Annotated in this window: 13 protein-coding genes and 3 pseudogenes; 7 read left to right on the forward strand and 9 right to left on the reverse strand. The window is 51.0% G+C overall.

Annotated features, from left to right (window positions below):
* Positions 1-261: 261 nt before the first annotated feature.
* Together ACI0FJ_RS08295 and cysC are read right to left on the reverse strand one after the other, a co-directional pair.
* The gene (locus ACI0FJ_RS08295) at positions 262-888 is read right to left on the reverse strand and encodes a hypothetical protein (RefSeq protein ID WP_424301649.1); all 627 of its coding nucleotides are present in this window, start codon (positions 886-888) and stop codon (positions 262-264) included.
* Between the two features lie 230 nt (positions 889-1,118).
* The gene (gene cysC / locus ACI0FJ_RS08300; RefSeq protein ID WP_424301652.1) at positions 1,119-1,718 is read right to left on the reverse strand and encodes an adenylyl-sulfate kinase; all 600 of its coding nucleotides are present in this window, start codon (positions 1,716-1,718) and stop codon (positions 1,119-1,121) included.
* Between the two features lie 250 nt (positions 1,719-1,968).
* On the opposite strand from cysC, the pseudogene ACI0FJ_RS08305 reads away from it, so the two are divergent.
* Positions 1,969-2,969: pseudogene (locus ACI0FJ_RS08305) on the forward strand (IS481 family transposase).
* 89 nt (positions 2,970-3,058) lie between these two features.
* On the opposite strand, the pseudogene ACI0FJ_RS08310 reads toward ACI0FJ_RS08305, so the two are convergent.
* Positions 3,059-3,352 (reverse strand): annotated as a pseudogene (locus tag ACI0FJ_RS08310) (IS1595 family transposase); the annotation flags it as partial.
* Positions 3,353-3,558: 206 nt separating this feature from the next.
* Between ACI0FJ_RS08310 and ACI0FJ_RS08315 the strand changes: the two are divergent.
* Positions 3,559-4,742, forward strand: a pseudogene (locus ACI0FJ_RS08315) (ISL3 family transposase).
* A gap of 95 nt (positions 4,743-4,837) precedes the next feature.
* On the opposite strand, the gene ACI0FJ_RS08320 reads toward ACI0FJ_RS08315, so the two are convergent.
* From ACI0FJ_RS08320 to ACI0FJ_RS08345, 6 genes are all read right to left on the reverse strand, one after another.
* A complete protein-coding gene (locus ACI0FJ_RS08320) occupies positions 4,838-7,315 on the reverse strand; it encodes a beta strand repeat-containing protein (RefSeq protein ID WP_424301655.1) in 2,478 nt (825 codons plus the stop codon).
* Between the two features lie 449 nt (positions 7,316-7,764).
* Positions 7,765-9,048: a glycosyltransferase gene (locus tag ACI0FJ_RS08325; RefSeq protein WP_424301658.1), complete on the reverse strand. Its 1,284-nt coding sequence runs from the start codon at positions 9,046-9,048 to the stop codon at positions 7,765-7,767.
* A gap of 1 nt (position 9,049) precedes the next feature.
* On the reverse strand, positions 9,050-10,315 hold the full coding sequence (locus ACI0FJ_RS08330; RefSeq protein ID WP_424301661.1) for a hypothetical protein: 1,266 nt from the start codon (positions 10,313-10,315) through the stop codon (positions 9,050-9,052).
* A 74-nt stretch (positions 10,316-10,389) separates the two neighbouring features.
* A complete protein-coding gene (locus ACI0FJ_RS08335; RefSeq protein ID WP_424301664.1) occupies positions 10,390-11,547 on the reverse strand; it encodes a hypothetical protein in 1,158 nt (385 codons plus the stop codon).
* Complete coding sequence (locus ACI0FJ_RS08340; protein WP_424301667.1) at positions 11,544-14,480, reverse strand: sulfotransferase; 2,937 nt, start codon at positions 14,478-14,480, stop codon at positions 11,544-11,546. Before ACI0FJ_RS08340 ends, ACI0FJ_RS08335 begins: the two co-directional genes overlap by 4 nt.
* Positions 14,470-15,288 (reverse strand): ABC transporter permease, encoded by an 819-nt coding sequence (locus tag ACI0FJ_RS08345; RefSeq protein WP_424301670.1) that lies wholly within the window; start codon positions 15,286-15,288, stop codon positions 14,470-14,472. Before ACI0FJ_RS08345 ends, ACI0FJ_RS08340 begins: the two co-directional genes overlap by 11 nt.
* Before the next feature lie 316 nt (positions 15,289-15,604).
* Between ACI0FJ_RS08345 and ACI0FJ_RS08350 the strand changes: the two genes are divergently transcribed.
* Genes ACI0FJ_RS08350 through ACI0FJ_RS08370 form a run of 5 tightly spaced genes read left to right on the forward strand, consistent with a single transcriptional unit; the run spans position 15,605 to position 20,071 of the window.
* Positions 15,605-15,868 carry a toxin-antitoxin system HicB family antitoxin gene (locus ACI0FJ_RS08350; protein WP_424301673.1) on the forward strand — a complete coding sequence of 88 codons (264 nt, stop codon included), beginning with the start codon at positions 15,605-15,607 and terminating at the stop codon, positions 15,866-15,868.
* A gap of 12 nt (positions 15,869-15,880) precedes the next feature.
* Positions 15,881-16,276, forward strand: a complete 396-nt coding sequence (locus tag ACI0FJ_RS08355) for a DUF6941 family protein (protein ID WP_424301676.1) — start codon at positions 15,881-15,883, stop codon at positions 16,274-16,276.
* A 24-nt stretch (positions 16,277-16,300) separates the two neighbouring features.
* Positions 16,301-17,020: a SapC family protein gene (locus tag ACI0FJ_RS08360; protein WP_424301679.1), complete on the forward strand. Its 720-nt coding sequence runs from the start codon at positions 16,301-16,303 to the stop codon at positions 17,018-17,020.
* The gene (locus tag ACI0FJ_RS08365) at positions 17,020-18,750 is read left to right on the forward strand and encodes a type I secretion system permease/ATPase (protein ID WP_424301682.1); all 1,731 of its coding nucleotides are present in this window, start codon (positions 17,020-17,022) and stop codon (positions 18,748-18,750) included. Before ACI0FJ_RS08360 ends, ACI0FJ_RS08365 begins: the two co-directional genes overlap by 1 nt.
* 1 nt (position 18,751) lies before the next feature.
* Entirely contained in the window at positions 18,752-20,071 is a 1,320-nt protein-coding gene (locus ACI0FJ_RS08370) for an HlyD family type I secretion periplasmic adaptor subunit (RefSeq protein WP_424301685.1), read from the forward strand.
* Positions 20,072-20,077 lie beyond the last annotated feature (6 nt).

Consider the following 20,077-nt stretch of genomic DNA (forward strand, 5'->3'; position numbering starts at 1 on the left):
GTGAAGGGGAGAGGGAGAAGAGACGAGGGGGAAAGCTTTCTGAAGAATGGTTTTCCCCTCGCGCTCCCCTTTCCAAAGACTTTCAACATGAATGCTCCTGATTCATCAGACCTGTCCGAAATTTTTGAATGAACAGGCGCTGACTTACGCCATGGCCTCTTTTTTACGGTATGTTGAAACACGAACCGATAGGGCACCAATCTATTTACTGGAATTTAATTCACCCCAAGCCTCTGGCCCTCACATACTGTACAACCATCGTTACTGACAGGCCAAATGTTCACAGCTTTCCAGGCCGGAAGTTTGCAGCCATTCAGGACGGACGTCTTCGCCCCAGTCGGCCTCCCGAATCTTGCCACACACGGCAGCCAACATTTTGTGAGCATGAGGCCGCTCCAGCAGTAATGCAAATATCGCTTCAGGTTCCCCTGTAACGTTACTTCCACCATCAGTGAATGGTTTACCGGAAAAGCCAAGGAAAAGGCTTTCCTCGCGTTGCTGGAACGTCACTTCCAAAGCAAAAAAGACTCTGTCTGTCTGTTCTGCACCAGAATCCTCTCCTTGGGATACCCCATCCTCGTCGTGTCCCTCCGCATGAGCAGGGATATCCGCCGGAGTCTCAAAGCCGGACTCGAGAGCCTGGATATGCTCCATGCGTAAAATTTCATTGGCATAACCCTCGGGCGCCATGGCGGCTTCTTCGCTGGTGCTGCGCAGCAAGCGGGAGAAATGCACAACAAGGCCGCGTGTGAGCCGGCGCGTTAGCCACATGCTGCGCAGTCCATGCTCGGCAGTATGGCCGACTAGCAGCAGCCGGTCTTCATTGGGGTCGAAGCTCAGGTCCAGGCTTTGGGCGACGGAAAAGGTTCGGGAAGCTGATTCGGACATGGAAGCACCATACAAAAAGCCCACCGGGTTATCCAGAGGGAGAATCCGGCGGGCTTGCGGTTCGGCTCATATGGCCCTGCTGCTCTGCATGGCTCTGGCCAATCTTCCGGCCAAAGTAAAATTCACCCAGCAGAAACAACAGATACGAAACTGATTACTGCATTGACATATTTTTAAAATAACATCCTAAAAATACCGCAGTACATAACAAGTAGAAAAAGATACATTACCTACAGAGTTATGATTCCGTCAATAAATTCCAAAACCCTTTGCACGGATTCAGCCACACTTTCCTTTTCTGTGTGCACTACAAGGTCGGGTTCAACTGGTACATCGTATGGCGCGGAAATCCCGGTGTAGTTCTTTATCTCACCAGCCCGGGCACGCTTGTAGTAGCCTTTTACATCGCGTGTTTCACACACTTCCAACGGACAGGAAACAAAAATCTCGTGGTAATCGTCGCCCAGAATGCTTCGTATCAATTCCCTGTCCGAATGCAGCGGCGCAATGAACGCACAAAAACAGACTGTGCCGTTTGCCACAAAAAGGCTGGCAACCTCGCTGATGCGCCGCAGGTTTTCCGCCCTGTCTTCCGGGGAAAATCCAAGATTCTTACAAAGCCCATGGCGGACGTTGTCGCCATCGAAAACATAGGAACGAATTCCCTTATCATAAAGGGCTTTTTCAGCCTCGTGCGCAATGGTGGACTTGCCCGAACCGGAAAGCCCTGTAAGCCAGAAAACAGAGGACTTGTGGCCGTTTCTTTGCTCCCGGTCTTCCCGGGAAACCTGGCCGATAAATTTTTGGATGTTGGGAGAGGAGTTGGTCATAAACAGCTTCCTTGTATTCAGTGTTATCCAAGCCCTGTATTGGGGGAAGCTGCATTGTTTGACGGATGTGTGTCAAGGAAGAAAAATGATGTGAGCTGGGTAGGGAAAGAAGCCTCCGAAAATATCTCGTAGGCTCACTGAAGTAGTTTCGATTTGATCTGTCAGTTCATCTTGAAAAACAAGAGGTTCTCCCTTTTGATGGAAATGTTGAACGCCATCAAACTGAGCCCTGTGCTCAAAGGAGAACCTCATGTCCAGTTTCAATCACAACGTCATAAAACACAAGGTCGGCCTGCTCAATTTGGCGGAAGAACTTGGTAATGTCTCAAGGGCTTGTAAGCTTATGGGTTTTTCCCGAGACACCTTTTACCGGTACCAGGCAGCCAAGGAGGATGGCGGAGTTGAGGCCTTGCTCGACAAGAATCGGCGCAAGCCGAATCTGAAGAACAGGGTCGATTCGGCCATCGAAGATGCAGTTGTCGCCTATGCCACCAACTTTCCCGCCTACGGACAAACCAGAGCCAGCAATGAACTCCGCAAGCTCGGGACGTTTGTCTCGCCTTCCGGAGTGCGGTCGATCTGGCTTCGGCACGAGTTGCACAACTTCAAGCTGCGTCTTCGAGCATTGGAAAAACTCTCCGCAGAATCGGGAATGATTCTGACCGAAGCCCAGGTGCATGCACTCGAAAAAAAGAAGGACGACGATCTTGCCCACGGCGAGATCGAAACAGCACATCCAGGATATCTTGGGAGCCAGGACACGTTCTATGTAGGTACGATCAAAGGCGTTGGCCGCATTTACCAGCAGACCTTCGTCGACACGTATTCAAAATGGGCAGCGGCCAAGCTGTACACGACCAAGACGCCGATCACTGCCGCAGACATGCTCAATGACAAGGTTCTGCCGTTTTTCGAAGAGAAGGCATGGGCATTCTGCGGATATTGACGGATAGAGGCACGGAATACTGCGATAGTGTGGAGAAGCACGACTACGAACGGTTTCTTGGCGTGTGCGGCATCGAGCACACAAAAACGAAGGCCAGACATCCGCAAACCAACGGCATCTGCGAACGCTTTCACAAGACCATCCTCAATGAGTTTTATCAGGTCGCATTTCGACGAGCCCTCTACACGTCATTGGATTCTTTGCAGGCTGATCTTGACGCATGGGTTGCCGAGTACAACACGGAACGGACGCATCAGGGGAAAATGTGTTGCGGGAAGACGCCCATGGCAACTATGATCGAATGACAGCACTTCTGGACTGAATACGTTTCAAAGCTCAACTAATCTGACAATTGCAGTCCGTCAAAAGAAACAGACTGTCAGATCAAGTTTGAACCACTACACTTTAGCAGGCCAAAGACAGGGACTTTCCCATCAGCACCTCGACCTCGTTTATCTTTCCTGACTCCCCCGAAGTAACTCTCATCAACTTCAACCTCACCAGCAAAAGGCGATGTTTTTTCCATCTCCTCGGCAATGACTTTCCTCAAACGAATAAAGAACGTTGCGGCCGTGTTTTTATTGACACCAACCAGTTGAGCGAGTGCACGTGCCGTCGTGCCCGCAATGAAGTGTTCAATGAGTCTTGTCCGCATCTGTGGGCTAAGCCTACTTTTCCTCTCGTACATACTGCCATCCTAAAACTAAGCGGAATGCTTAGCTAGGACAGCCCTCAAAATTAGGGTCATCTCCCAATTCCGGGGTTCATAAAAAGTTGAGGACAACGACACCCCTCCGTAATCTCGACAGTTCCTACACTTTCGAGAGACACAAGAAGGGCACCGTTGTCCAAGAGCAAGATTACTCAGTTGTTGGGTGCTGGAAAGGGTATCGTATCGGCGCAGTCCAGCGCCATGAAATCAGCGACGAACGCAAGCACCCCAAGGTCTGGATCGAGTTAATCCCTCTTCGGCGACGCCGAATGCGTTGCAGCGGATGTGGAAAGCTCGTCAGTACAGTCCATGACTATGTCGAGCGGTGGATTCTTGACTTGCCGATCTTTGGCGCCAGGACTCATCTTCTCGTCATCCGGCGCAGGGTTCACTGCCCGACATGCGGCCCAAAGCTTGAGCATCTATCTTGGTTCGACAAATATGCCCGGGTGACCGCTCGGCTGGCTGAGTCCGTGGTACGGCTCTGCCGCATTCTTCCGATCAAGCACGTCGCCGAGCTTTACGGACTGAACTGGAAAACCGGGAAGACTATAGACAAGCGTCACTTGGCCGAAAGCCTTGGTCCTGTCGATCTCAAGGGGGTAACAGTCATCGCCATGGACGAATTCGCCCTGCGCAAGGGGCATCGTTATGCCACGATCATTGTCGAGCCATCGATCAAACGGGTTCTTTGGGTCGGGAAAGGCAACAGCCGTAAAGGTATTCGTCCTTTCTTCGAACAGCTTGGACCGGGAGGCTGCGAACTCATCGAGGCTGTGGCCATGGATATGAACGGTGCATATGCTGCCGAGGTAAAGGCGCAATGTCCGAATGCCGAGATCGTTTACGACCTTTTCCATGTTGTAGCCAAGTATGGGCGAGAGGTCGTGGACCGTGTCCGAGCTGACGATGCCAACAGGCTCAAAAACGACAGGCAAGGTCGTAAAGTGGTCAAGGGCTCACGCTGGTTTCTTCTGCGCAACAAGGAGAACCTTGTGCGTCAGGAAGACCGAATTCGACTTTATGATTTGCTCCAGGCCAACAGAAGTTTGATGAAGGTCTATGTGCTCAAGGAAGATTTGAAACGGCTCTGGGACTATCGATACCCCAAGGCTGCCAGAAAATTCTGGAAAGGCTGGTACAGTCGCGCAATGCAGAGCCGAGTTGCACCGCTCATCAAGTTCGCCAAGCGTTTCAAGCCATACATCGACGGATCATTTCACACTGCCGGTATCCGCTCCATACCAGCCTGCTCGAAGAAATCAACTACAAGATCAAGGTGATCAAACACATGGGCTACGGCTTCATGGATGACGAATACTTTTTCCTTAAAATCAGAGCCGCCTTTCCCGGAATTGGGAGATGAACCAAAAGAAAGACCCCTGTACAGGGGTCTTTCTGAGTGAGTCCGCCAATTGGCTTACTCAAATAAGCATACTAGTGGAAGCTAACGTAGTAAGACTAAGCCAAGAAGTCAGCGAAGTTCTGTACTGCAAAATGGCTAGCGTCGGTTACGTCGCTGAATGTACCAACAAGGGTTACTGTTGCGGTAGCCCACGTATCAGCGCCTGCATCCTCGACATAAAACAGTCCAGCATCTACACCGTTTGAAGCGACCATAAAGAACTTATCGCCATCAGTTAAGGCTGTTGTATTCTCGATAACAGCGGTCAATCCTGCTTTATCAAGAGTAGCAACAGTTGCGGTCAGGACGTTCATGCCGCCCCACGCATTTGCATCGGCGAAGTCTGCTGCTTCCTTGTAATCAGTGATATTACCTGTGCCACCAACGACAATATCAGTTGCAGCATCCGAAAGGTCTAAGATATCCCCACCATTTCCGGTCGTGAAATCAGAGACCACAACATTCGTTTGAGTACCATCAGAAAGAATCTTGATAGAATCAACGCCTGTTCCGGTTGTTACATTTTTAGCTATAGCAGAACCATCACCGGAGAGATCAATGCTGTCGTTTCCAGCACCTGCATCAATGGAAATCGCCTTCACGATGTCCGTACCCGCCTTCAAAGAAATGGTATCGTCACCAGCTCCAGTACTTACTGTAGTAGCAACCTTACCGAGAATGGAAGCAACTGTGTCAGCACCGTCGCCAGTAAGGACACTAATCGAGCCAGTTCCACCGTTAGCAACAGTCGTTGCATCTTCGGCAACTGACATGTCCAAAAGGACGCCACCATCAGCATCAGCAGCACTAACAGTCTTGACGGTATCACTAAGAGCTGCGCCATCAAGATCAAGAAGCGTGGTTCCCGAAAGATTCAGCACCTGCAATTTATCAGCAGATGTGAAAGTAAGAAGAGCACCGCCATCCTGAGTCGTGGCATTGGTATCAGCACCAAGCTGGTCCGAATGAACAGTAATTGTTTCAATACCGTTCGCAGTTACGGAGGTTGAAAGCTGCACACCCTTCGCAGTAGGCACGACAGCATTACCATTCGCGTCAATATTCTGGATATTGATCGTCAAGGCATCGCTGGTACCAGTGGATGTTTTCAGACCAAAGTTCACAATATCTATGCTCGCATCAGCAGTTGCGCCATCACCATTAAGCACAAGCGTATTGGCAGTGGGGGCAAGATTCGTCAAAGTAAATGTACGCTGAGCAGCGGACACGCCCACTTCTACAGATTCGAGAGCTGCAGCGTCACTCAAATTCAACGTATAGTTGCCATCTGCATCCAAAACAAGGTGTTCAACATTTGTAATAGATGCGGGAGTTGTGACAGAAGCAGACATATCCAAGACCAAGGTGTCATTTCCTGCACCCAGGTCAATGGTATCATTCTTGTCAAAATTGCCAAAGATAACCTTGTCATCGCCAGAACCGGTTTGAACCGCCATATCCGAAGCGTCAACATTTGTCATCAGATCTACAGTAAGGTTACCAGTAGCAGCAGATGCATCAAAAGAAGTAATTGCATCAGTAGATGCTGTTGAATCCAGGAAAGACAGATTTAAATCTTGATCACCTGCAACAGTAATCGTCTTCACGGTTGTACCAATATCATCAAGAACAACCTTACTTGCAGACCCCGAAGTGACGATGGAGTACGTTTCGATCGAAGCGTCGTTGAAATCAAGGACGTGACCATCAGTTGCCCCATCAAGAGCGATATTCTGAACATCAGTCAAAGAAGAAACGGCATCTGCACTATACGTAAGTATGGTTTTGTTACCAGTCACGCTTTTAGCAGCAAGGTCTACGAGATTCGAGAGATTAGTAACCGTAAGATCAGCAATTGAAGCAGTATTTGTCAGAGTTTCCAACCCGGTAGTATTTGCAGCATTGAAGGTCTGGTCCGCGAAAACTGTATATTCTATGTTTTCAACGGAGTTCAATGTTATACCGAGAGTCCCCGCACCCTGAGTCTGAAGCTTAATTGTATCGTTTCCTTCTCCTCCAGAAACGATATCTACATTCTGAGCTGTGTCAGTCAACACACCGGTGGAGGGGTTGGTTCCAACCAAGCCATTAATGGTATCATCACCAGCAGTGCCCTGAACTAAGTCAGCACCAGTGGTGAGATCAAAGGTTTCACCGGGAGAAGAAGGAGCAACGTATCCAATGTCTGTCTTATAGGCATTGATTTGGTCGGCCGTCAGATCCACACCAGGGCCAAAGCCCCATCCAGCAGGTTTACCGAGGGATCCGTCGACTTTAGGCATCAGACCCAAGTCATTCAAAACCGCGTTAACCAAACCACGCGGCTTGATGGAGCCGGTGACAAGATTGTCCACATAGTATGCGGCGATCGAAGAATCCAGGCTAGAATACGTAGAACCGAAAGCATTCTGCAATACGGTTGCCACCTGGGCTTCAGCATCAGCCATAGCAGGAGCATCAGAGCCCCAGCCAGCAGCAGTACTCAAATCCTGCTGAAAATTCCCCGTCCAAACGCTGCCACTGTTATCCAGCAAATTTTGTTCACCAGTAGCCAGTTCAGCTGCTGTAGCCTGGCGACCAAAGGTCGCCAGGCTACAGCAGCTGAACTGGCTACTGTAGCCTGGCGACCAAAGGTCGCCTGATAGTACGAGTTAACCTTGTTCTGGTAATCAGTTGCCACGATTGCCATGGTAGACTACTCCTTTTGCATTTTGAAAAAGTTCTGCACAAACTGGGCGTCCCAAAAAATCATGGCGCCCGAAGCATCATGCCACATAAAACCTTTTTACAAGGTTCTTGTCAACCACCAAATCTATGTTATCTATCCATAAAAAACGGCGTTCCTCCTTCACATTTGACCAATGATCGGGAATCCTTCTTTGAACACCTCTTCAGCAAAAACATTAGCTTTTGCGAAATAAAGAACATAGGTGGAAGACTTCTATCACGCTCAATATGAATTTTCAAGCGTGTTTTTTCAATTTTATCCCTTAACCACAGGGGTCCCCAGCTGCCGCCAGCAGCGGGCCGAGCGGACCGTCAATACATCCCAAAATTTTTCCTCTTCATTCTCCTTGCGACCCTCTCCACCATCAAAGGCAGCTTGCAGACGCCTAAATATTTCATTGCCCCATGTTTCCGGAGAGTATTTTTTAAGCACATCCCTGAAAGCATTTTGGGCAACTTGGCACGTTTTGTCCGGTTCTGCCAGTACCTTTTGCACTACGTCTTTCCATTCATGGCTTGCAGCTATAAATCCGGTTTCTCCGGGGATAATGGCATTGGCGTATGTATGGCTGGGAGATGCAATACTCGGCGTTGCCACGGCAGCGGCCTCAAAATACTTCAACTCGGACTTACAGTTAGTAAACGTATTTACCTGCAATGGCATAAGGTTCACATCCACTGAAGCTATCAGCCGCTGCAAATTCACAAAGTCCTGAAAAGGAAATCGCGTTACCCTCGACTCGAAAGGAACAAGGGCTGGCGGCAAATCCAAGTATCCCACAATGGCAAGATGAATTCTTGCATCATCCTTCATTGCCTGTCCCAATCCGTAACTCAGCAATTCAAAATCACGGTTATGAGTAGGGGTTCCACTGAAATACCCCAGCCACACTTTGTCGGTGCCGTTCTCCGCAAGCTTTTCCTTGGCATCCACCAGCCGGGCGGACATTTCCAATTGCTCCATATTCATAAAATTGGGAACAATTGCTACCGGAACATTGTGTTCTTCGCGAATTCGAGCAGCCAAAAAATCGTTGGTGGCAACGGCTCCGCTGCACAAATCCAAAGAGGCCTTGAGCCTACCGACCCGGGCATACCATGAATCCAGAGTCTGCCCACAATCGTGCGCATGGCCCAAGGTCTGCATTACCACGGGAATGTGACGGGGAGAAAACACCAGGTCGTCCACATCGAAAAACATGGGTTTATTTTTCCGCGCCAGGGAATCGGCCAGCATGGCGACCTTGCAATCGTACCGGACCCGGCAGAGCACTACAATGTCAGCAGCATCAGCCAAGTGCGCCAGATCGTTCATGGAGAGTTCGGACAAAAAGAAATATGCCGCTCCCACATTTTCGGTGCCCATGCGAAGAGCCTGAACCATATTGTACGCACGGTAACGGAAGGTGCTGTTGTCCGGGCTTTCATAAACATAGGCAATACGGGGAGCACCGCTCCACAGTTGTGCCCAGCGCGTAGCCACAGGCCTGTTCCACGGGTCTGAATATGTGGCCGGAGCCACCGCCTCCAACAGACGCATCTTATTCTTTCCCCCCATACGCACCAACCACATCGTTAAAAGACTGCCTCCAATTGTTTTGCAGACCGTTTTTACGGTAGTTCGCCTCGCGCACTGGTGTATTTTCGGCCAACTTCAGCACTTTGTCCAACCCTTGCAACAAGGATTCGGTATCCAAATCCGCACAGATAATGTTTGGGCTGTACGCGGACAGGTCCTGCTTCTTCCCGTACCGGTTGGTCAGCACGACAGCGCCGCTGGCCGCCAGGTCCAGAGGGGGATAACTGGGATGCGGTGTCGCCATAAGGCAAAGACCGGCATCCATCTGTCCCGCCAGCTTGGCATATTCCTGCCAGGGAAGGTTCGTGTACTGCTGTGGTTCCACCCCGCCAATCCGCATGTTCGGTATATCACGACCCAACAGGATAATCTCCCATTTGTCCAGATCCAGAATTCCCCTGCGGACAGCCTCGTCCAGCACCCCGGCCCCCATGTAGAACATGTTGCGCAGGTTGTTCGGCCGGGCATAGAAAACCAAATTGCGTTTGGTTTCGCTCTCCGTAGGACGGGGGAAAAACAGGCTGGACGGAAACGACGGCTCAAACCACATTCCCTTTTCCCGGAGATGAGGCAGGCCTGTTTCCACAAGATGATCGTACAGCAACTTTGTATTTACCACCACATCAATATCGTCTCGCTCCAAAAGTGCTCTACAAAGCTGCCGTTCATCGCCCTCCGGGTAGAACATCCGCTCGTCTTCCTGCAGCAGATACAAAATATCTTGGGCCGGAACTCCGGCAAGAGTGGAGACTGTGGTCCACCAGGACGTGGTCACGAACAATTCGCCCTCCTGCCTATCCACGGGAGAACTCCCAAAATCCGGGGCGTAGGTAAATTGCGGTTCGTTCCGAAGCTCCAGTTTATACGCTTTGAGCACCTGCGAGACTCCGACGGGATGCGCTGGTCCCTGCCGGGTGATGATCCGCAACCTGGCCGATCTTTTCTCCGCCAGCAGGGCCGAAAGAATGATGGCCGTGCCCACACCACCGAACAGACTCCCCGGACTCACACTGTCCGTAACCATGGTAACGCGGGGACAAATGGATTCCGAACTCAGATACGTGACCAAAGGAGATGTATTCTGAAAACGCCGCGCCACCAAATCACCAGCAGACAGCGCGGTCTTTGGCGATGGCTCTATGGGGATGACCTGCCCGCAAAACAAGCTTGTTGTTCGAGGGAATACCCGCGCGGAAGTGCGAACAAGCCTTCTGCGGACCAAATGCATGGTATGGCTCCAGCCATACTGCCGAAGACAGGAAAAAAACAATTGAACGTTGGATGTCATATATAATGTAGTGGCTAAGGTTTTTTTACGAGTGATCCCAAATTACGCAGAGGGGCCGTGAGCCTCCAGGAGCGGCTGTTCAACACAGTCTCCAGATGGGCCCGAACCGCTAAGGCGTCGTTTCTTGCATTCTGAAGTTCGGCCTTCTGAACATCAAGCTCTTTTTTCAAGGATGCCAACTTGCTTAGGTGGATTTCCCGCTCTTTTTCGTTGCGCTCCCTTACTTGCGCCAATTGGGCGGCCAAATCTTCCAAATAAGCCTTCTCCGTGGTTGTCTTGCCCATTTCCCACTGGACGGCGCGCAACAGCTCATCCTGATGACTAATATAGGCAAGAAGCGGCCCGATATCGGCCAAATGCTCCAGGCTGGCGGCAAAAACCGCTTCACTTTCCGAGGCTTCGGGTGCAATGGCATCTTCCGCCAAATCCCGCAGCATCTTATACAGCATTATCATCCCGGAACTCACGTCGGGATGATCCATGAGGCTCTGTACCTGATACCGCGAGTGACGCAGACTCTGATCGACAAAAAAGTCCAGAAAAGCCTGTTCCGGCTCCACCTCGGGCAGATGCAACGCGGACTGGATTCGTTGCAGTTGGAGCACAGGGGCATCCATCATCAGGTCATAATCCACGACGACTCTGAGGCCTCCCATACTGTTGCGCACGGCACATGTAAGGTGCAGGTACCACAACCATAAAGCTTTGACTACCGCCACATCTCCCCGGGCCGTTCCCGGTTTGCATACCGATTTGGCCACGCTGAGCGGATGTCGCAACGCCAGTACATATGCGGGCTGCAACTCCACTTCCCTACACCTATCCAGCCACCAGGGCAGCAACAGACAAAGACGCGGGTCCTTAAGGGCAAACGGTTTTCCCACCCCTGCTTTTTCCCGAAGAAACGCCCTGCCAGCCTCCTCAAGTTCGGGAGAAGACTCAATATGTTCCGGCGGAAGATGAAGGCTGCTCCAGGTACGCCCCAACTGTTCCAGCAGTTCATTATCCAGGTCATGCAGACGCCGGTCTTCGAAATACCCTTTGTCGTTGTCTCCGGGAACCGGCGGAAGAAGGTTTTCGCCCAGTTCGATTCCTATGGCCTGGAGGCCACGTGTAAGCAGGCTGGTCCCGCTGCGGTGCATTCCCAAAACAAAGATTATATCGCAGCTCATGCGTGCACATTCTCCGTAACCAATTCGTAATTGAAATCCCTAAGCAGATCACCGGCAATGGATTCGAACGTAGCAATATCTGCGGCATCCAGAGCGTTTTTCCATTTACCGATCTGCCCCGGGTCTGGAGGACGGAGCGTATTCTTATGGATACGAAGCAAATCCTCACGGGCGGCAATCTGCTGGCCATTGCTTTCGTGGTCCTGCATTTCCTCCAGCCGCTCCTGGGCCTTCTGGTGATAATCAAGCATGGCCGCATCGAACGGCAGGTGCAGGAAGTCGCAAATACGGTGCAAGGTCTCTTCCGGAACCATTACCAAATCCTCAAAACGGACTTCCATGTACCTGTCTGCGGGCAGACTTTCCGCCAAGCGACGCGTCAGACAGATACGTTCTTCCCAAAAAGTCGCCATGGAACTCATGCTCTTATCTTCGGGGCCAAACCATTTGTCCTGATACGACAAGGCCACATCACGGCCATCCCGGACCATATGGATAAAACGCGCTTCGGGCAGAATATCGGCAATGCGGTCCACGTATTGTCCATAGGGAGGGGTTTTATCCCCCCATCTGGTTTTCCCCTGCTTTGCGGCGTAAAGCTGATAAAAAGTCCGGACAGCCATTCCCAGGGAAAACGATTCCAACTTGTCCAATGCCGTCCGCAGTTCGTCCTCGGAAATATGAAAATCTCCCCAGGTATGACACTGGGTCACAGCATTGGTAAATTCCTCGACCGAAGCTGGCGGCGAATCCAATAGCCCCGCCAAAAACATGGTTTCCGAAGGAATGGAAAGTTCGGGATGGGCATCCAGCATCAATCGCGCAAGGGTTGTCCCAGACCTGCCAACTCCCACCACAAAAGGCACCGGACGCAGAACTTTATGCTCTTTCCCCAAAAAAGGATGCCCTGTCCAAATTCTATCCGTGGGCCATCCGTCTTCCAAAGAAAGAAGTTTCTCCGGCTGCGGCCAGCTCACATTGGCGGCCTTAAACCCAACACGGTCGCCATGCCACCCCAACTTTTCGACTTCTTCCCGAGAATACACTCGCTCCGCTCCGTATTTGGCCTCCAGGTGCTCCTTGCTCAAACACGGGTAATGGCGAAGCACAAGACGCTCTGGCGCCAGACGCAGATTGGGAAAAGAAACCCGGTGCCCGCCGGAACCAGCCAGGTCCACGGGATGCCCGTTCTTTTTCCAGGCGTTAATGCGGTGCTGCCCAGTAGGGGCAAAATAGTATGCCAAAGGAAAATCGGCAACATAGTCCGTTCCAGGCAGGGCCTTGTCCAGCAACAGCCCACCACGGTCCTGGGGCAGAAAAACATATTCGTCAAAGTTGATGGCATTGTAGCCCCGTCCATCCAGACGGGTCAGTGCCTGAACCAGAGTCTCTCCCTCTCGGCGGCTTTGCCGAATTTCGTCGGCATCGTGGTGGATGAACCAGTCCGCTTCCACTGACTGAGCCAACCTAGCCTTGAACTCAAGCAGCCCTTTCCAGTCGTAGAAGCCTTCAAAGGGATAATTTTCAATGCCGATAACGCCCTTGCCCAACCATTCCCGGGCTATCTGGGCGGTGGCATCGGTGGAGTCATTATCGATAACCAGGACTTCCACTCCCTGCTCCACCAGATGACGAATGCACCGCTCCATATACAATTCTTCGTTACGGACTGCCAGCAACGCAACCACACGAAGAGGTTGCGAAGGAAGTTCCTCGAGACGCACTGCTGTACGGCACAGCCCGAGAAAATCCTGCTCTCCTTTGGGATCGATGACCTGAAAATGCAGAGCTGCAATCTGGCTTTGCAGTGGGAGATAGTCGATATGTGTAATTTGCTGGACCAGACGCAAGGTCACAAAATAATCGCCGGGCGCAAACACTCCGGGCAAAGTTATTTGCACGCGCCGGTGTGCATGCCCATTGGCTTCAAGAGCAAAACGCCTACCACTGACTTCAACAAGCCTATGGTTCTGAATGGCAACCGCCAGCGCCACATCTTCATCGGGAGGACAGCGTAATTCCACGTTAAGCCGAACTTCGGCTCCCAGCGGCATCTGAATCTGCCTGGCGTGTTCTTCCGAAAACAATGCATCTACAATTTCGCCCATCCCGTTACCAAAAGCTGCGGCTTCCGGCGGATTTCCCAAGGGCGTCTGCTGACGCAACGGATGCTTGAGCCCCAAGGCCCTGCGGTGCTGTTCACGAGTGTCAAAGAAATATTGTGCCGCTACCGCTTCGGGGTGGCCATCGGCCTTGACCTCGCCGTGTTGCAAATAAATGGCCCGAGAACAAAAACTCTGCACAAGGGACATGTCGTGGGACACGAACAAAATGGTTATCCCTTTTCTCCGCAGGTTCTCCATATGTTTCAGGCATTTAAATTGAAATGCAGCATCGCCGACCGACAAAGCTTCGTCAATGAGCAGAATGTCCGCCTCCACGTGTGTGGCAACGGCAAAAGCCAGGCGAACAGTCATACCGCTGGAGTATGTCTTGACCGGTTGATCGAGGAATTCACCGATATCGGCAAAAGCGGTAATCTCGGCAAGGCGTTCGTTCATTTCCTCCTCAGAGAAACCAAACAACGCCCCGTTGAGAAAAACATTCTCGCGCCCCGTGAAGTCCGGATTGAACCCAATACCCAATTCAAGCAGGGCGGCAATACGCCCTTTGGTCTCCAACTTTCCCCGCGTAGAAGCAAGCGTACCGCAGACCATTTGCAAAAGAGTGGACTTTCCACAACCATTCTGCCCAATAACGCCTACGATCTCTCCTTTGGTTACCTCAAAGGAAACATCCTTCAGTGCCCAAAACTCGTGATAAAATCTTTTTTTACCACGCGTGAGCATTTGAAACAAACGATCCTGGGGCTTATCGTATATAAAATAACATTTGTTCAGCTTTTCAGCCAAAATCACTACATCAGAGGACATCCGCAAACCCCTTGCGTGTTTTTTGAAACCAGGCAAACCCCAACCAGGCAATAACTCCGGTGGCCACATAGTACCCACCGAGCAAAACCCAGTCGGGCTGCTTTCCGAAAAACATCACATTGCGACCAAGCTCAATGGCAGGCATCAGAGGATTCAACAAAAGTAACGGCCTGTACGATTCCGGAAGGGCCGTTATGGGATAAAAAATCGGTGTAAGAAACATCAGAACCGTGGTCAACAGTCCCACAACCTGGGCCACGTCGCGCAAAAATACTCCAAGCGATGCCAGTATCCAGGTAACTCCCATGATGAAAGCTCCCAAAGGAATCAACACCAACGGAAGGTAGAAAATGGTCACGGGGGGGACTCCACACAGAATGAAATACGCAAAAACCCATACACCGAGGCTGATCAGGGCATGGAACAAGGCTGCCCCCAAATTCATCCAGAGCAAGAGATCCAACGGAAAAATCACCTTTTTGACGTAGTTCACGTTTGCCGGGATAATCCTCGGAGCAGAATTGAAACATTCTGCAAAAAGGTTGAAGATGATGAGTCCCGCAAAAAGTACCAGAGCGAACTCCGACTTTGATCCGCTTCCCCCACCCCAACGAGCATTAAAAATAACGCTAAAAACAAAAGTATATACAGCCAACATAAACAACGGGTTTAAGACGGCCCAACAAAGGCCAAAAAGTGACCCACGATAGCGTCCCTGAATTTCCCGCCTTGTCATCGTACGAAGCAAACCACGATTGCGCCATGGCCTTGCAAGCATTTCTATTGGGGATATGGAAAATTCCAGCATCACCACTCCTGTAAAATTCTTTGCCGACCTTACGAACTTCTTTTCGTACAGCCGACAACAACATTATTCAATACGCCATAACCCTTGCCAAACATCCAAAGCTTGCTGGGATTACCCATTCTCCTCTAAAAGGTCTAGCTGATATATGGAAATCTCCTTTTCCTTCGAGAAGCTGTCGTAATTGGCATGCAGCAGTTCTGCTGCATACCAATTACGATTTTTCTGCCCAACCCCTCTTGACCTCTCCCAAAAGGCATGGCAAATTATCCGTGGTTCCACATATGGAACCGCAACAAAAAACAGGGTTTCTCTCTCAATGAATAAAAGTTTCAGCGGCCAATTACGCCTCCGCATGCCTTCCTCGCTCCACAGGGAATTATCGGAAAAAGCGGAACAGGAAGGGGTTTCCCTGAACTCCTACCTCGTTTATCTGCTTTCCAAAAATTTTGGCGCGGAAATGGCCACTCCGGCTGACAATCCGCTCAGCACGGAAGGCATTTTGTTGGTTGGCGCAGAAGACACGCTGTACAAATCCCAATCGCCAGTGGTGGTCATTGACCCGACCACCATGCAGCAATAACGGAGTTGACGCATGTTGACCGTTTTTCACTCCGTTCTCTGCGGTGACACTCTTACAGACACGCGCACAGGCCAAGTATCATATATAAAGGTAATCGAGAGCATAAACACACCTCGGTTTCCTGCCGCGATTCAGGGAGCATTCATCGGAATGCTTTGTCAGGCCGATGCGGACGGTGTTCCTTCCACCGTCCGCATCGACTTGGTTGCTCCTGACAAAACAGCGCTCCCACTCAAACAATTCGAACTTTCTTTAACAGCTACTCCCCAGAAAGTGCTTATCCGGCTTGAGCAAATACTTTTTGCTCAACCGGGAATGCACGTGGCTTTGATAAGCACCAATATTGGAAAGGTATGGAAACCGTTGGCGTCTATGCCCATCATAGTACAACAGACCAAAGCAGCTTAGTTCTGCAGTTCATGGAGAAACAACATGTTCAATGATCCCCGGCCAATCGACAGCACCAACGACGCCAAGCTGCGCATCACCCCTTTTGAAAACTTTGAGTTCTGCGCCGACCAGACTTCCGCCCTTCTCGGGTTGGCTGAAGTCGTCCCCTGTTCCCGTGAACTGCCTGTTCTTTTTGCCAAGCTTGAATCCGCAGTGGCCCCCATCGCCCTGCTGGGACTTCCGGAAAAAGGGAATGCCGCAGTGAAAAATGGAACATGGCTGTACGAATATATCCCTGCGGTCTTTCGCAGTTACCCTTTCCTGCTGGCCCAAACCGACGAGAAAGGCGAAAATTTTGCAGTGTGCCTGGAGCGCACGGCCCAGAATATTTCCGAGACCGATGGTGAGCCGCTTTTCACTGAAGACGGCGCCCCTGCCCCATTGCTCGAACAAGCCAAAAATCTGCTGCAGAACCTACACACCGAGCAGGCCAGGGCCCAACTTCTGGGCAACCTGCTTGTAGAAAAAGAACTACTTGTCCCTTTTGCCATCACAGTCAGGCAGGGCGAAGAACAGCAGGCAATCCCACTTGAAGGTCTGTATTTCGTAAACGAAAAAAAACTTAACGATCTCTCGGACGAAGATTTCTGCGACCTGCGCGCCAAAGGCGTATTGCCAGCCCTGTACGCCCATCTGATGTCCCTGGGACAAATCAACAGAATCATGCCCCGCACAACAGAAAGTGAGCAGGAATCCAAATAATGAAGAAGTTTCTCAAGGCCTGGAAAAAATATCTGCTGTACGCAGGTTTTTTCAGTCTGTTCATCAACCTTTTTCAACTGACGTTCTCTATTTACATGCTCCTTATCTACGATAAGGTGCTTACCAGCTACAGCATGCCTACCCTGATGGTCATTACCGTTGTGGCCATTGGAGCCCTGATCACCATGGCTCTGCTGGAATTCGTCCGGTCTCGTATTCTGGTCCGTATGAGCGTGGCCATGGACAACCAGATGAGCGAGGATGTGCTTTCCGGCATGATCCGCAAATCCGCGTTCCAGGGGGAACAAAGCGCAGCCACACTGAAAGATGTTTCGATCATGCGCAACTATCTCAGCGGCAATGCGATCTTCGCTTTTTTTGACGTCCCCTGGACTCCTATTTTCATCGGCCTCATCTTCGTTCTGCACCCATTAATGGGGTGGGTCGCTTTGGGTGGTGGGGTTGTCATTTTCATCACCGGCATATTGCAAGACCGTTTGGCCAGCAAACCCCTGGCCCTAGCAAATATGTATTCCAATGCATCCCAGGATCTTGTTTCTCTGGGCATGCGCAACGCTGAAGCTGTGCGTAGCATGGGCATGTTGGGCGGACTGACACAACGCTGGAATTCCTTCAACGATAAAGTCATTGAACTCCAGACCAATGCCAGCAAATCCGCAGGTGTGCTCCATGCCTTCACCAGTGCTTTCCGTACCTTTATGCAGGTAGCCATCTATGGTGTAGGCGCTTGGCTGACCCTCAAGGGAGAATGCTCCGCAGGCGTCATGATTTCTTCCTCAATCATTATGGGCCGTGGATTAGCCCCTATCCAGCAAGGAATGGCCGCCTACAAACAGACGGCGGACGCTGTAGAATCCTATAAACGGCTTAATGCTCATTTCAAGGACTCACAAAAACATGTTCCCATGGACCTGCCCGCCCCTACCGGCAACCTTTCCTGTGAAGGAATCAGCCTTGTAGCACCGGGGGGACGCTATCTTATCCAAGGTGTCCAGTTCCAACTCCAGGCTGGAGAATCCATGGGCCTCATCGGACCGAGCGCGGCTGGAAAAACCACGCTCTGCCGTTTGCTCATAGGACTCTGGCCTCCCAGCATGGGTAAGGTTCGCCTGGACGGGGCCGATGTTTTTGCCTGGGACCAAGAGAAATTGGGGAAGTATATAGGCTACCTTCCACAGGATGTTGAACTTTTTTCCGGGACCGTCGCCGACAACATAGGACGTTTTCAGGACTATGAATCCGAAGACATCGTGGCAGCTGCCCAAAAAGCCGGAGCCCATGAAGTGATCCTGCGCCTTCCCAACGGATACGACACACGTATTGGCGTAGGCGGAGCTTCGCTTTCCGGCGGTCAACGCCAGCGCCTGGGATTGGCTCGAGCTCTGTATGGCAATCCCAAACTCGTGATCCTGGATGAGCCCAGTTCCAACCTGGACGAAGAAGGTGAAATGCATCTGCTGGCTGCTTTACAGCGCCTTAAGGAAGACAAAGCCACGGTCATCGTTGTTTCCCACAAGATGAGCACCATCTCCACTATGGACAAGCTGCTTGTACTGCACAGCGGACGCGTCGCACAGTTCGGCGAACGCAAACACGTACTCCAGGCCTTGCAGGGCGCGCAACAGCAGGCCCAGCAACAGACGCAAAAGCCCAAACCAGCTTTTTTTCCCCGTCCTGCCGGCGGTGTTGTGAAAATGAAAGGAAACTGAGATGCGTACCATTAACTCCAACTCTTCATCCAAAATCCACACCAATCCCAATCGCTACATCATCATGGGGTTGGTCATTGTCGGACTTTTTTTCGGTGGTTTCGGAACTTGGGCCGTTGTCGGAAAAATGGAAGGAGCGATTATCGCTCCTGGTGCCCTCAGAGTGGAAAAGAATCGCCAGGCAGTACAGCATCTGGAAGGCGGCATTGTCCAAAAAATCTGGGTGCGCGACGGTGACAGGGTGGTCAAGGGGCAAAAACTGCTGACCCTGAAAAGTGCAACTGTCAGATCTCATGTAGACATGCTTTATGGCCAGCGGCAAGCCGCTCTGGCAGTCAAAGCCAGACTGGATGCGGAAAAGGACTTTAACAAACAGATAATCTGGCCCAAGGAACTTTTGGATGAGAACCAGGATCCCAATGTGAAGGGGCTGATGCAGGCTGAGCAGGAAGTCTTCGATTCTCAACGTGAATCCCTGCAAGGGCAAATTCACTTGTTTAACACCCAGATTGAGCAAATCCAAAAACAAATAGCTGGCCTTGAGGAACAGGTTACCTCTGAAGATACCATCATCCGGGTACTGCAGGAAGAGCTCAAGGACAAACGCGAACTGCTCAAAGAACGTTATTTGGAAAAGCCCCCAGTTCTTGCCCTGGAACGCGAACTAGCCGCACATGAGGGGCGACGTAGCGCACTCAAGGGAGACACCGCACAAAATCAAGAGCGGATCACGGAAATCCGCGTCCGCATAGGAGATCTGAAAACTCGTTATTTGGAGCGAGCCACAGCACAACTATCTGAAATACAAAATAAACTCTACGATTTGGAAGACCGGCTAAAACCTCTGATGGACGCCCAAAATCGCCTGGATGTAGTAGCCCCTGTCTCCGGCGTTGTAGTGGATATACGCGTTTTCTCCGAAGGCGGAGTAATCAAGCCGGGGGAGGTGCTCATGCAAATCGTCCCGGAAAAAGAACAATTGATCGTTGAATCCAATGTCCGCCCCATTGACATTTCCAAGGTATACGTAAACCAGCCTGCACGCATTGAACTTAATGCTTTCAATCGTCGTGAAGTTGATCCTGTGGACGGCAAGGTAGTGTATGTAGCTGCGGACAGTGTTTTGGAACGCACTCCCTACGGTGAGCACAGCATGTTTAAAGTCCATGTGGAACTCAATGCCGATCAGGTTAAAGCCCAAGGACTAGAACTCACACCGGGTATGCCGGTCACTGTTTTTCTTAGCCGTGGAAAGCGCACCTTTCTTGATTACATAATGGAACCCCTCATTGAAAACTTCAGGCGAGCCCTGCGGGAGTAATGCTCA

It is taken from the genome of Desulfovibrio sp. 7SRBS1, assembly GCF_049723905.1.
GTDB lineage: Bacteria > Desulfobacterota > Desulfovibrionia > Desulfovibrionales > Desulfovibrionaceae.